11 protein-coding genes and 2 tRNA genes are annotated in these 12523 nt (G+C 64.9%); 7 read left to right on the top strand and 6 right to left on the bottom strand.

What is annotated here, in order from left to right; all coding sequences use genetic code 11:
• Positions 1-108 precede the first annotated feature (108 nt).
• From AB4Z37_RS22330 to AB4Z37_RS22320, 3 genes are all read right to left on the bottom strand, one after another.
• Positions 109-183, bottom strand: a tRNA-Asn gene (locus AB4Z37_RS22330).
• Between the two features lie 102 nt (positions 184-285).
• Positions 286-359, bottom strand: a tRNA-Cys gene (locus AB4Z37_RS22325).
• A gap of 296 nt (positions 360-655) precedes the next feature.
• Positions 656-1075, bottom strand: a complete 420-nt coding sequence (locus AB4Z37_RS22320) for a hypothetical protein (RefSeq protein ID WP_441518936.1) — start codon at positions 1073-1075, stop codon at positions 656-658.
• A 240-nt stretch (positions 1076-1315) separates the two neighbouring features.
• Between AB4Z37_RS22320 and AB4Z37_RS22315 the strand changes: the two genes are divergently transcribed.
• The 4 genes from AB4Z37_RS22315 to AB4Z37_RS22300 all read left to right on the top strand — a co-directional run bounded on the left by AB4Z37_RS22315 (position 1316) and on the right by AB4Z37_RS22300 (position 7622).
• Positions 1316-1981 (top strand): protein-L-isoaspartate O-methyltransferase family protein, encoded by a 666-nt coding sequence (locus AB4Z37_RS22315; protein WP_441518935.1) that lies wholly within the window; start codon positions 1316-1318, stop codon positions 1979-1981.
• A gap of 249 nt (positions 1982-2230) precedes the next feature.
• Positions 2231-3628, top strand: coding sequence for a TolC family outer membrane protein (locus AB4Z37_RS22310; RefSeq protein WP_441518934.1), 1398 nt, complete (start codon positions 2231-2233; stop codon positions 3626-3628).
• Between the two features lie 199 nt (positions 3629-3827).
• Positions 3828-4535, top strand: coding sequence for a PopZ family protein (locus AB4Z37_RS22305; RefSeq protein ID WP_441518933.1), 708 nt, complete (start codon positions 3828-3830; stop codon positions 4533-4535).
• Positions 4536-4751: 216 nt separating this feature from the next.
• A complete protein-coding gene (locus AB4Z37_RS22300; RefSeq protein WP_441518932.1) occupies positions 4752-7622 on the top strand; it encodes a valine--tRNA ligase in 2871 nt (956 codons plus the stop codon).
• Between the two features lie 114 nt (positions 7623-7736).
• Here the strand turns inward: AB4Z37_RS22300 and AB4Z37_RS22295 are convergent, their stop codons facing one another.
• The gene (locus AB4Z37_RS22295; RefSeq protein WP_441518931.1) at positions 7737-8336 is read right to left on the bottom strand and encodes a DNA-3-methyladenine glycosylase; all 600 of its coding nucleotides are present in this window, start codon (positions 8334-8336) and stop codon (positions 7737-7739) included.
• A 131-nt stretch (positions 8337-8467) separates the two neighbouring features.
• Here AB4Z37_RS22295 and lipA point away from each other — a divergent pair, with 131 nt between their 5' ends.
• The 3 genes from lipA to AB4Z37_RS22280 are packed head-to-tail and all read left to right on the top strand — an operon-like array spanning position 8468 to position 10459.
• Complete coding sequence (lipA, locus tag AB4Z37_RS22290) at positions 8468-9430, top strand: lipoyl synthase (protein ID WP_441518930.1); 963 nt, start codon at positions 8468-8470, stop codon at positions 9428-9430.
• Positions 9431-9452: 22 nt separating this feature from the next.
• Positions 9453-9989 carry an AAA family ATPase gene (locus AB4Z37_RS22285; protein WP_441518929.1) on the top strand — a complete coding sequence of 179 codons (537 nt, stop codon included), beginning with the start codon at positions 9453-9455 and terminating at the stop codon, positions 9987-9989.
• Positions 9990-9991: 2 nt separating this feature from the next.
• The gene (locus AB4Z37_RS22280) at positions 9992-10459 is read left to right on the top strand and encodes a type II toxin-antitoxin system RatA family toxin (protein ID WP_441518928.1); all 468 of its coding nucleotides are present in this window, start codon (positions 9992-9994) and stop codon (positions 10457-10459) included.
• Here AB4Z37_RS22280 and AB4Z37_RS22275 read toward each other — a convergent pair.
• Positions 10362-10964, bottom strand: a complete 603-nt coding sequence (locus AB4Z37_RS22275) for a CinA family protein (protein ID WP_441518927.1) — start codon at positions 10962-10964, stop codon at positions 10362-10364. The two genes, AB4Z37_RS22280 and AB4Z37_RS22275, sit on opposite strands and share 98 nt — an antisense overlap.
• 34 nt (positions 10965-10998) lie before the next feature.
• The gene (locus AB4Z37_RS22270; RefSeq protein WP_441518926.1) at positions 10999-12180 is read right to left on the bottom strand and encodes a bifunctional 2-C-methyl-D-erythritol 4-phosphate cytidylyltransferase/2-C-methyl-D-erythritol 2,4-cyclodiphosphate synthase; all 1182 of its coding nucleotides are present in this window, start codon (positions 12178-12180) and stop codon (positions 10999-11001) included.
• Between the last annotated feature and the right edge of the window lie 343 nt (positions 12181-12523).

Genomic DNA, 12523 nt, shown 5'->3' with positions numbered 1-12523 from the left:
AGGGACCCAGCAATTTCAGGAGAGTGCTGAACACGCCAACAAAACACATTCAAAGGCGTTTGCAACACCTTGAATACAATCGTGTTTTTCGGGGCAAGATGGAAATTGTGGCTCCTCGGGCCGGATTCGAACCAGCGACCAACCGGTTAACAGCCGGTTGCTCTACCACTGAGCTACCGAGGAACAATGCCGGACAGTGTCAGCAACGGGGCCGCGTATAACAAAGCCGTTGCAGATTGCCTAGCAGGAAATTTGCTGAAATGTGCTCAAACCCCAGCAAATTCATGGAGGCCACGACCAGAATTGAACTGGTGTAAACGGTTTTGCAGACCGCTGCGTAACCACTCCGCCACGTGGCCCCATGAGCGCGACTTGTTACAGGGGCTCAACGGCTTGTGCAATGGGCCCCGCTTCGTTTCGCGCCATTTTCTGATCACGCCCGACCAGCGCGATGGGCCGGTCGGCCAAGATCATTCTGGATCTGAAAAACTCCGCCGCCGACTGTGCGGTGTTCGACGGTTCGGCGGGCGGAGCCTTATCTCGACGTCGAAAACGCGGTCACGCCGACAAAACGATTCGGACTGCTCGATACCTGAACGCGGAAGAAGACAGGACGGTGCGGAGCGCTTGGCCGCCGTTTAAAGGCTGCCGCTACCTACCAGCGCCATTCGCCCGTGTCGGTCCAACGCGAGCGGAAGCCGACCAGCCGGTCCCAGGCCGTCACGATCTGGTCGAAGCCCGCGGCATAGTTGCAGGCGGTGTCGCGCCGCCAGCTCCCCAGCCGGGCCACTTCGCCGACGGAGCTTTCCGTGGCGTAGGGCAGCAATTGCAGGCTTTGTGCTGGATCCGATGCCGCGGCGCGGTTGGCGATCAGTTCGCGCTCGAGCCGTCCGTGAATCACACAGGACGTGCTGGCATAGGTTCTCCGCTCCGTATCGGCAATGACGCGCGCATCGTCCGGCGGCGGCTCGACATGGTACACGAACATCAAAGCGAGCACCGCAATACCGGCGAACAGCACGACAAGGGCCGTCGCAGTTCGTTCGTCGATCCCTTCGATGGTGCCGGCAGGCATGGCGTCGAGCCCTGAAATGGCGCACGTAAGCGAAAGAAGCGTCTAAAATTATCCAAACATATCAAGGCCGAGAGCTGAAGGCGAGGGGCTTTCGCCGACACGGCACGCCACTCGTCCACAGCCGTCGGGCATGTTGCGTTTTGCCGGCCATTGTCTCAAAGATGGCGCCCGATCGGGTGCCCTCGCGTTGTCCTCCATGCCGACACGAGCCTTGCGGCGCCTCCATCACGGAGCTCTTTGATGACGATTTTTGCCAATGCCCGACGCAAGATGGTTGATGGTCAGGTCCGCACCAACGACGTCACCGACCTGCGCATCATCGAGGCCATGCTGGACGTGCCGCGTGAGGCTTTCGTGCCGGATGAGCAGCGCGGGATGGCCTATCTCGATCTCGATCTCGCCGTCAGCGAAGGCGCCGGCGGCAAGCGCTACCTGATCAAGCCGGTGGTCATCGCCAAGATGCTGCAGGCGGCCGAGATCAAGCCGACGGACCGTGTGCTGGTGGTGGGATGTGCGACCGGCTATGCCGCCGCGCTCGCTGCACGCCTCGCCGCCGAGGTGGTTGCGACGGAAGCCGACCAGGCGCTGGCGACCAGGGCGACAGCCATTCTCGCGGGGCTGGGAGTTGGCAATGTCACTGTGATCGCCGCTGCGGCGGCCGCCGGAGCGCCCGCGCGCGCGCCCTATGACGTCGTCGTGCTCGATGGCGCGACCGAGATCGTCCCCGACGGCCTGTACACGCAACTGGCCATGGGGGGGAGGCTGGTAGGGGTTTTCGCCGCGGGACAACCGCCGCGGGTGGAGATCGTCACGCGGTCCCCCGGGGACTTTGGAAATCGTCCACTTTTCGATGCCTATGCCCCGATTCTGCCGGGCCTGGAGCGCCCTGCGGCCTTCGTTTTCTGACGCGAGCCCTTCGATTCCCCGTTGAAAAACAGAAGTGTGGCCCGGATGCCCCAGCGGCAAAGTTTCGGGTGACAGTCGTCGGCGGGGGGATTTCGCCCCCTCGCGCACGCGCCTATGTTGGGCGCCAAGGACTCGGGACAAAAAGACTCAAGACAGAACGAGTTGGGACACTCGGGTTGCCTCATTCCAGCGCGCCGCCGATCTGGCGAGAGGGATGAGTGGGCGTCGGTCATGGATGGAAAATCGCGAATGTTGCGTCTGAACGTTGTCACCGGAGCTGCAGTGACGGCTCTCCTGCTGAATTGCGCGACCACGGCGCCGGCGCTGGCCGACACCATGGAAGCGGCGCTGGTGCGCGCCTATCAGAACAATCCGCAACTCAACGCGCAGCGCGCGTCGGTTCGCTCCACTGACGAGAACGTTCCCCAGGCCCTCTCGGGTTACCGTCCCAAGGTCGCCGTCACGGCAAACGGCGGATACCAGTATACCGACGTGACCAGCAATCAGGGCCCCGGGACTCAAAGCGCGACATTGCGCGGCACGACAGTTCCGCATGGCGTCGGGGCCACGATCACGCAGACGCTCTACAATGGTCAGCAGACAGCGAACCGCACCCGCGCAGCGGAGAGCCAGGTCTCGGCAGCCCGCGAAGGGCTGCGGGTGCTGGAGCAGACCGTGCTGCTGTCGGCCGCGACCATCTACATGGATTATCTGCGCGACTCAGCCATCGTCGAGGTCCAGCGCAGCAACACCCGTGTGCTGGAGCAAACGCTGAAACAGACCCAGGACCGCTTCAACGTCGGCGAGGTCACCCGCACCGACGTCGCGCAGTCCGAAGCCCAGCTCGCGGCCGGCCGCACGGCCCAGCTTGCCGCCGAGGCGACGCTGGTGACGACCCGCGCCAACTTCCGCCAGATCATCGGCAACGATCCGGTGAACCTCGCGGCTGCAAGCCCGGTCGACCGTTTTCTGCCGTCCTCTCTGGTGCAGGCGTTCGAGATGGGCCTGATTGAAAACCCGAACGTCACGGCGGCGATGTATGGCATCGACGTCAGCTTCCTGAACGTCAAGGTCGCCGAAGGCGCGCTGTTCCCGACACTGACGGTCCAGGGCGCAGTGCAGCAGGCCTACGAATCGACTCTGGTGCAGCCGCATGCGTTCAGCGCCAGCGTCACCGGCCAGCTGACCGTGCCGGTCTATCAGGGCGGCTCGGAATATTCGCTGATCCGTCAGTCCAAGGAAACGCTGGCGCAGCAGCGCCTCAACCTCGATCAGGTGCGCAACCAGGCGCGCGCCACCATCGCCCAGGCGTGGGGCCAGCTGCAGGCGACCAAGTCGCAGGTGGTGTCGGCGCAGGCGCAGGTGACCGCATCGGAGACGGCGCTCAACGGCGTGCGCGAGGAAGCCCGCGTCGGCCAGCGCACCACGCTCGACGTGCTCAACGCGCAGCAGGCTCTGGTCAATGCACGGAACTCGCTGGTGACCGCCCAGCACGACCGTGTCGTTGCCTCCTACAGCGTGCTGAGCGCAATCGGTCGCTTGGCGCCACAGGTGCTCAAGCTCAACACCACGGTCTATGATCCGAGCGTGCATTATCAGCAGGTGCGCGACAGCTGGATCGGCGTGCGTACGCCCGACGGCCGCTGAGGCGGACAACAGTCCCACCTTCCGCTTGTGATGAAAGGGCCGCGACAGCGGCCCTTTGCTTGCAATCACTTGTTGGCCTGACATACCTTTTTGGAGGGATACGAAGCGATTCGAGCCGGAATAGGCGTGCGGCCGTCGCGATAGATAGTTGTTCCGCCGGAGTGAACGCCAGCTAGGGCGTGGTGATGTGGGGTCGGCGATGACGCAACCGGCAAAGGCGCAAGAGCCCTCGATGGAGGAAATTCTGGCGTCGATCAGGCGTATCATCGCTGACGACGAGTCGAAGCCGGCCGGCACAGCCGCACCCGAGCCGAGGGCCGAGCCGCCGCGCGCTGCCGCTCCGAAAGCGCCACCGCCGCGTCCGGCAGTCGTCGAGACGCCGCCGCCTCCCAAACCTGCGGCACCGGCGCCCGCAGCCAAGAACAGCCAGGAAGAGATCGATGCGATGCTTGCCGGTCTCGATGCCGAGACCTCGCAGGACGAGATTCGCACCGCGGAACCTGCGAACGATGTGTTCGAGCTGACCGAGCAGATGGCACTGCCGGATCCGACACCGCCTCCGGTGCCGCCAGCTGCGTCGTTCCAGAAGGTCGAGCCGCCGGACGACATCGAGTTCAGCGAGCCGCGACCGGTCGTGCGCGAGTATCAGACGCCGCCGCCGGCCCCGCCGTCGTTCACCGCGAGCGAGCCGGCACCGCGCCTGATGTCGCCCAACACCATGGCGTCGGTGGAGTCGGCCTTCAACGCACTCGCCAACACCGTGCTCAGCAACAACGCCCGCACCCTCGAGGATCTCGTCAAGGAGATGCTGCGGCCGCTGCTGAAATCCTGGCTCGACGACAACCTCCCGAGCCTGGTCGAACGGATCGTCAAGGCCGAGATCGAGCGGGTCTCGCGCGGCCGTTGACCGGCCGGACAGCCTTCGCGCCGCGATTTTGCCATCCCCCAGGCGATCTGCGGCGTTGACTTCCCCTCCACGGGCGGGTTTCTAGTGCACGCAAGACCATGGCTCCGCCGCAGCGGAGCCTCCTAACATTTTGTTTGGCATAGCCTTTCGCAGGCGAAGCCGAAACGATCCGATGGCCAGGCGGAGCGCCGGCCACGATCCACACACCGTGATTGTATGGCCATGATCGAGAAAACCTACCAGCCTGCCGACATCGAAAGCCGCATTGCCAAGGCCTGGGACGAGGAGGGCGCGTTCAAGGCCGGCCGCGCTGACCGTCAGGACGCCGATCCCTTTACCATCGTCATCCCGCCGCCGAACGTCACCGGCTCGCTCCACATGGGCCATGCGCTCAACAACACGCTGCAGGACGTGCTGTGCCGCTTCGAGCGCATGCGCGGCCGCGATGTGCTGTGGCAGCCGGGCACCGACCATGCCGGCATCGCCACCCAGATGGTGGTCGAGCGGCAGCTGATGGAGCGGCAGGAGCCCGGGCGCCGCGCCATGGGCCGGCAGAAGTTTCTTGAGCGGGTGTGGCAGTGGAAGGCCGAATCCGGCGGCACCATCATCAATCAGCTCAAGCGCCTCGGCGCCTCCTGCGACTGGTCGCGCGAGCGCTTCACCATGGACGAGGGGCTGTCGCGCGCCGTCGTCAAGGTGTTCGTCGAACTCTACAATCAGGGCCTGATCTACAAGGACAAGCGGCTGGTCAACTGGGACCCCAAGCTGCTGACGGCGATCTCCGACCTCGAGGTGCAGCAGGTCGAGATCAAGGGCCACCTGTGGTACCTGCGCTATCCGCTGGAGGGCCACGCCTTCAATCCTGAAGACGCCTCGACCTTCATCGTGGTCGCGACCACGCGCCCCGAGACCATGCTCGGCGATACGGCCGTCGCCGTGCATCCCGACGACGAGCGTTACCGTCACCTGATCGGCAAGCATGTCATCCTGCCGCTGGTCGGCCGGCGGATCCCGATCGTCGCCGACACCTACTCCGATCCGGAGAAGGGCAGCGGCGCGGTCAAGGTGACGCCGGCGCACGACTTCAACGACTTCGAGGTCGGCAAGCGGCACAACCTGCCGCAGATCAGCGTACTCGATCAGGAAGCCGCGCTGGCGCTGACCGACAATGAGGATTACCTGCGCGGGCTGCCGGAGGGCGCGGCTGATTTCGCCGCCGAGCTGCATGGCACCGAGCGCTTTGCCGCACGCAAGCTCATCGTCGCACGCCTCGAAGATTTCGGTTTCCTGGAACGGATCGAGCCCAACACCCACATGGTGCCGCACGGCGACCGCTCGGGCGTGGTGATCGAGCCGTTCCTGACCGACCAGTGGTACGTCGACGCCAAGACGCTGGCGCAGCCGGCGATCGCCGCGGTGCGCGACGGCGCCACCGCCTTTGTGCCGAAGAACTGGGAAAAGACCTATTTCGACTGGATGGAGAACATCCAGCCCTGGTGCATCTCGCGCCAGCTGTGGTGGGGACACCAGATCCCGGCCTGGTACGGCCCGGACGGCAAGGTGTTCGTGGCCGAAACCGAAGAAGAGGCCGTCGGCAAGGCGCTCGGCTACTATGCCGAGCAGGAGGTGATCACGCCGGAGCAGGGCCATGACATGGCACTCGATCCGGCGAAGCGCGAAGGCTTCATCACCCGCGACGAAGACGTGCTCGACACCTGGTTCTCCTCGGCGCTGTGGCCGTTCTCGACGCTCGGCTGGCCCGACGACGACACCGACGTCAGGCGCTACTACCCGACCAACGTGCTGGTCACCGGTTTCGACATCATCTTCTTCTGGGTCGCCCGGATGATGATGATGGGCCTGCACTTCATGAAGGACGTGCCGTTCCCGACGGTTTACATCCACGCCCTCGTCCGCGACGAGAAGGGCGCCAAGATGTCGAAGTCGAAGGGCAACGTCATCGATCCGCTCAACCTGATCGATCAATTCGGCGCCGATGCGCTGCGCTTCACGCTGGCGGCGATGGCGGCGCAGGGCCGCGACATCAAGCTCGCCACCCAGCGTGTCGAGGGCTATCGCAATTTCGCGACCAAGCTGTGGAACGCGTCGCGCTTCGCCGAGATGAACGGCTGCGCGCTGCCGCCGGGATTTGATCCGGCGCAGGCCCAGGAGACGCTCAACCGCTGGATTGCCCACGAGACCGCCGCCGCCGCGCGCGAGGTCACCGCGGCGATCGAGGCCTATCGCTTCAACGACGCCGCCGGCGCGATCTATCGCTTCGTCTGGAACGTGTTCTGTGACTGGTATCTCGAGCTTGCCAAGCCGGTGTTGACCGGCCCTGACGGTGCGGCCAAGGACGAGACGCGGGCGATGGTCGCCTGGGCCCGCGACGAGATTCTCAAGCTGCTGCACCCATTCATGCCCTTCATCACCGAAGAGCTGTGGGCGGTGACCGCCCCGCGCGATGTCCTGCTGGCGCTGACGGCCTGGCCGTTGACCCGCAACGAACCCGCGGTGATCGGAGCGGATCTCAGTGGCTTCCCGGATGCCGGCACCCCCGCGCTGGTCTCGACGGGCGATTCGATGGACCGCCTGCGCGACGATGCTGCCGAGGCCGAGATCGGCTGGGTGGTCGATCTCGTGACCGCGATCCGCTCGGTGCGTGCGGAGATGAACATCGCGCCGGCGACTTTGATGCCGTTGACAATGATCCGTTGCCAACCCCAGGCTCGCGAGCGCGCGGAGCGCTGGAGTGACGTGATTAAGCGAATGGCCCGCTTAGGGACAATCGATTTTGACAAACTTGCACCTGATGGGGCGATACAACTTGTTGTTCGCGATGACGTGGCCGCCCTTCCTTTGAAGGGGGTAGTTGACCCTGCAGCAGAAAAAGCTCGCCTCGAGAAGGAAATTGCAAAGGCAGATGCCGACATCAAGCGCGTCGATGCGAAGCTATCCAACGAAAAGTTTGTAGCCAATGCTCGTGAGGAGATCGTTGAAGAAGAGAGAGAGAAGCGGGCTGCTGCTGTGGCACGAAAGGAAAAAAACACTGCATCCTTAGAGTGGTTTATACGTATGGTGCAGTAAGTTCATGCCAACGCTTAATATCGTCCGTTGCCGCGACGACCGGCTGAGCGGCGTGGTGGTGCATGGCTCAAACCACCTCGAAGCGGCGTGCCATGTCGCGCCCAGAGACCTGCGTCAGACGGGCTTGAACGGCTTGCTAAGGTAGCGCGAACCCTTCAAGCCGTAACGCCAGGGGAGCTCAGCTGCCTTGGTGATCCCGATGCGGACGCCGGCGACGATCTCCGGGTTCATCGTACGGGCGTGCAGCGCGATCGGCGGCTGGTCGAGCGGCAGCCCGTTATGGCGGTCGGAAATCGCCAACGCCTCGCACAGTTTGCCGGGACCGGAACACAGAGCACGCTCATCCGGGAGGCCACGGCGACGGCGCATGGCGGCGAGCCCGTGGGTCGGCTCCAGAGCGCGGATCAGCACCGCACTCGCGGAACCCGCTGCTTCGCAAACGAAGTTTACGCACCAGTGGATGCCGTAGGACCGGTAGACGTAAGCAAAGCCGGGCGGGCCGAACATCACCGCATTCCGCGGGGTCGGGCCGTTGTAGGAATGTGCAGCCGGCTCGGTGTGATGATAGGCCTCGACCTCGACAATGGTTCCACCGACCCCGCCGACCAGGAGGGTGGCGCCGATCAACTCGGGCGCGACCTCGTGGACGCTGCGGTTGAAGAAAGCGCGCCTGAGCGGGCGTCCCAGCGCGGGACTGGTGGAGATTCGAGACATTTCAGGGGATTGGCAGGATTGGGGGCCACGGAGAGGGTATGCTAGGGTGGGTTGCAGGATAGCATGCCGCGGGCTGGTTGCAGCAGGTCGTCGCAGGGCCTAGGTAAAGCCCTCGCCAAGACAGGTCTTCCATGGTTGTTCTGATCGATACGGTTTCCGATACGCAGGTTCGCCCGCGCCACCCGGAAAAGGCTCACCGGCCTGATGCAGTGTCCCCGCCGAAACCGGACTGGATCCGGGTCCGCGCGCCGAACACGCGTGGCTATGCCGACACCCGCAAGATCGTCAGGGAAAATGGCCTGGTGACGGTGTGCGAGGAGGCCGGCTGCCCGAACATCGGCGAGTGCTGGGACAAGAAGCACGCCACCTTCATGATCATGGGCGACACCTGCACGCGCGCCTGTGCGTTCTGCAACGTCAAGACCGGTATGCCGGACGGCCTCGATCCGCAGGAACCGGACCATGTCGCGGAAGCGGTGCGCAAGCTCGGCCTAGCCCACGTGGTCATCACCTCGGTCGACCGCGACGATCTCGCCGATGGCGGCGCCGAGCATTTCGCCCGCACCATTCGCGCCATCCGCGCGCAGTGTCCGACCACGACCATCGAGATCCTGACCCCGGACTTCCTTCGCAAGGAGGGGGCGCTCGAGGTGGTCGTGGCCGCGAGGCCCGACGTGTTCAACCACAATCTCGAAACCGTTCCGTCGGGCTACCTCACGGTGCGCCCGGGCGCGCGCTATTTCCATTCCATCCGGCTGCTGCAGCGGGTGAAGGAACTCGATCCGGCCATCTTCACCAAGTCCGGCATCATGGTGGGGCTCGGCGAGGAGCGCCACGAGGTGCTGCAGGTGATGGATGACCTGCGCTCGGCCGATGTCGACTTCCTCACCATTGGCCAATACCTGCAGCCCACCCGCAAACATCATGCGGTGATGCGTTACGTCACCCCGGATGAATTCGCCGGCTACGAGAAGGTGGCCTATACCAAGGGCTTCCTGATGGTCTCGGCGAGCCCGTTGACCCGCTCGTCGCACCATGCCGGCGAAGATTTCGCCCGGCTGAAGGCCGCACGCGAGGCGCGCACGGCACGATAGGGGCTGCTTCGGACCACACATCATGCGACGGGTGCTGGTGCTGGGATCCTCGGGATCCGGAAAATCGACATTTGCCAGACAGCTGTCGCAGGCCACCGGCCTGCCGATGGTTTCGATCGATGCGCTGTACTGGCGGCCCGGCTGGCAGCCATCCGAAACGGCAGGCTTCACGCAGCAGATGATCGAAGCGGCGCAGCAGCCGGCGTGGATCATGGACGGCAACTATTTGAACCACGGGGCAGGCCAGTTGCGGCGGACGCTGGCGGATACGATCTTCTGGTTCGATCTGCCGCGATGGGTCTGCGTGGCCGGCATCCTGTCGCGGATCATCCGCAGCCACGGGCAGGTGCGGCCGGAAATGGCCGAGGGCTGCCCGGAACGGATCGACCTCGCATTCTTCCGCTATGTCTGGACGTATCGCGCGCAGCAGCGCCCAAAACTGCTCGCATTCTTCGAGGGGCTGCGGCCTGACCAGACCTTCGTGCGTTTCGCCAGTCGTGGCGAGGCAAACCATTATCTCGCCGGCCGGTCGCCCGCTGCCGTGACGATCGGAGCCTGACCGTGCCGAAATTCTCCAGCCGACGCCGCGTCCAGCACAACGCCGAGCAGATGTTCGATCTGGTGGCCGACGTCGAGCGCTATCCGGAATTCGTGCCGCTGTGCGAGGCGCTGAAGGTGCGCAGCCGCACGGCCAGGCCGGATGGCAGCGAGGTCGTGGTGGCCGACATGACCGTGTCGTTCAAGCTGGTACGCGAGCGATTCACCAGCCGCGTGACGCTGGAGCGTGCCAACCGCAAGATCCTGGTCGAGTATCTGCAGGGCCCGTTCAGCCATCTGGAGAACCGCTGGACCTTCGAGCCGACGGGCGACACGACCTGCAATGTCAGCTTTTTCATCGCCTACGAATTCAAGAGCCGGATGCTCGCCATGCTCATGGGCGCGATGTTCGACGCCGCGTTCCAGCGCTTTGCCGCGGCTTTCGAGAAGCGTGCCGACGTGATCTATGGGCGGCAGCGCGCGGGCGCTTGACCGTGCTCGACGGACCGCGCGCCAGTTCGGCCAGCAGCTTCAACGCCTCGATCACCGACGACTGGCGCACGACGCTGCGCCCGACGGCGCCGAAACGCTTCTCGCGCGACACGATGCGGCCGTCACGTGCGGCGACCGCAAAATGCACGAGGCCAACCGGCTTGCCCGGCGTCGCGCCGCCAGGGCCGGCGATGCCGGTGATCGACACCGCGAGGTCGACGTCCGCCGTCTCCAGCGCACCCACCGCCATCGAAATCGCGGTCTCCTTGCTGACCGCGCCGAAGGTCTCCAGCGTCGACGCCGACACGCCGAGCATTTCGCGCTTGGCCTCGTTGGAATAGGTCACGAAGCCGCGGTCGATCACGTCAGAGGAGCCGGGAATCTCGGTCAGCGCGCCGGCGACGAGGCCACCGGTGCAGGATTCGGCGGTCGCGATCGTCAGCTTGCGCATCCGGCACAGGTCGAGCAGGGAGCGGGCGAGGGCGCGAGGATCGCGGCTGGTCATGTCAGGCGCTCCGGCTCCATGCGGTCATCCGTCCTCAGTCGGTCCAGGGCAGGCGCACGGTCGCACTCGCCGTGGCGGCAATGCCTTCCTGGCGACCGGTGAAGCCGAGCTTCTCGCTGGTGGTGGCCTTGACCGCGACCCGCGTCACCGGCAGCCCGGTGATCTCTGCGATACGTGCGCGCATGGCGTCGCGCAGCGGACCGATCTTCGGCGTCTCGCAGATCATGGTGACTTCAAGATGCGCGACACGGCCGCCGCGGGCGGCGACCCGCTCCATGGCGTAGGCCAGGAACTTGTCGGACGCGGCGCCCTTCCACTGCGGATCGCTCGGCGGGAAGTGCGAGCCGATATCCCCGTCGGCGAGCGCGCCGAGAATGGCGTCGACGATGGCATGCAGGCCGACGTCGCCGTCGGAATGCGCCAGGAAGCCGCGGCTGTAGGGCACGCGCACGCCACACAGCATCAGGTGATCGCCATCGCCGAAAGCATGCACGTCGTAGCCGGTGCCGACACGGATATCGCCGAGCGCGGCACCGAGGCGGGCCTCCTCGCGGGCGAAGTCTTCGGGAGTGGTCAGCTTCATGTTCGCAACATCGCCTTCAAAGGTCGCAACCGTCAATCCCGCCCACTCGGCGAGCGCGGCATCGTCGGTGAAATCGTCACGGCCCTCGCGCGCGGCACGACGATGCGCCTCGAGAATCACGTCGAAACGAAACGCCTGCGGCGTCTGCGCGATGCGCAGCGTCGCGCGGTCCGGCGTCGCGGCGACCGCGCCCGCGGCGTCGACCTGCTTGATGGTGTCGGTCACGGCCACCACCGGAATCGCTGCACCGGTCTGGCCCGCCGCAGCGATCGCGCGCGTGATCACCGCCTCGGTGACGAAGGCGCGGGCGGCGTCATGGATCAGCACGATGTCCGGCGCGTCGGCCGCGAGCGCCTCGAGACCGGCGCGGACCGAGGCCTGGCGCGTAGCGCCGCCGGCGACGGCCGGACGACAGGTCAGTCCCTGGATCGCTTCGTCGAAAATCGCGGCATCGTCGGCATGGCGCACCGGCTGGACCGCGATGATGCCGGAATGAGCACAGAATGGCGCCATCGCCCGGGCCACCACGGTGCGGCCGGCAATGGAGCGAAATTGCTTCGGCCCGCCAGGGCCGGCACGCAGGCCGCGCCCCGCGGCGACGATGATGGCGGCGGCTTTCGGTCGATTCGTCATGAAATATCTGTCTTTGAAGCGTGTTATGGGAGAGGGAGGCAGCGTGTCGGCCAATTTCGGACCTGCCCATAGCATGCCGGCGAGGAAAACAGCACGATTCCTCCTTTGGTATACCGGCCCCTGCGCGACGGCAGGCCGAATGGACCTTGGGCAGCCCCCGAGGCGCCGACCAAACTCTATGATTTATCGACGGATTCCGACATCGCCCTGCAGCGACAATAGGCAGCTGCGGCAAGCTGCGCGAATTCGGTGCATTTTGTTGCGCTGCACTTGCATACCGATCCGTTTTGGCTAAACTATAGGCAAGTTGTATCAATGCCCAGAAATTGCGCGATACGACAGC

Source organism: Bradyrhizobium sp. 2TAF24 (assembly GCF_052115025.1).
In the GTDB taxonomy this organism is placed as follows: domain Bacteria; phylum Pseudomonadota; class Alphaproteobacteria; order Rhizobiales; family Xanthobacteraceae; genus Bradyrhizobium_A.
The sequence above is the reverse complement of the archived record's forward strand: the minus strand, read 5'-3'. Positions and strand labels throughout refer to the sequence as shown.

What these genes read in the sequence shown, in the direction of transcription:
- lipA (WP_441518930.1), top strand. Translation starts at nt 8,468, where the DNA reads ATGGTTGTTCTGATCGATACGGTTTCCGATACGCAGGTTCGCCCGCGC.
- AB4Z37_RS22275 (WP_441518927.1), bottom strand. Translation starts at nt 10,964, where the DNA reads ATGACCAGCCGCGATCCTCGCGCCCTCGCCCGCTCCCTGCTCGACCTG.
- AB4Z37_RS22315 (WP_441518935.1), top strand. Translation starts at nt 1,316, where the DNA reads ATGACGATTTTTGCCAATGCCCGACGCAAGATGGTTGATGGTCAGGTC.
- AB4Z37_RS22295 (WP_441518931.1), bottom strand. Translation starts at nt 8,336, where the DNA reads ATGTCTCGAATCTCCACCAGTCCCGCGCTGGGACGCCCGCTCAGGCGC.
- AB4Z37_RS22300 (WP_441518932.1), top strand. Translation starts at nt 4,752, where the DNA reads ATGGCCATGATCGAGAAAACCTACCAGCCTGCCGACATCGAAAGCCGC.
- AB4Z37_RS22285 (WP_441518929.1), top strand. Translation starts at nt 9,453, where the DNA reads ATGCGACGGGTGCTGGTGCTGGGATCCTCGGGATCCGGAAAATCGACA.
- AB4Z37_RS22320 (WP_441518936.1), bottom strand. Translation starts at nt 1,075, where the DNA reads ATGCCTGCCGGCACCATCGAAGGGATCGACGAACGAACTGCGACGGCC.
- AB4Z37_RS22270 (WP_441518926.1), bottom strand. Translation starts at nt 12,180, where the DNA reads ATGACGAATCGACCGAAAGCCGCCGCCATCATCGTCGCCGCGGGGCGC.
- AB4Z37_RS22310 (WP_441518934.1), top strand. Translation starts at nt 2,231, where the DNA reads ATGTTGCGTCTGAACGTTGTCACCGGAGCTGCAGTGACGGCTCTCCTG.
- AB4Z37_RS22305 (WP_441518933.1), top strand. Translation starts at nt 3,828, where the DNA reads ATGACGCAACCGGCAAAGGCGCAAGAGCCCTCGATGGAGGAAATTCTG.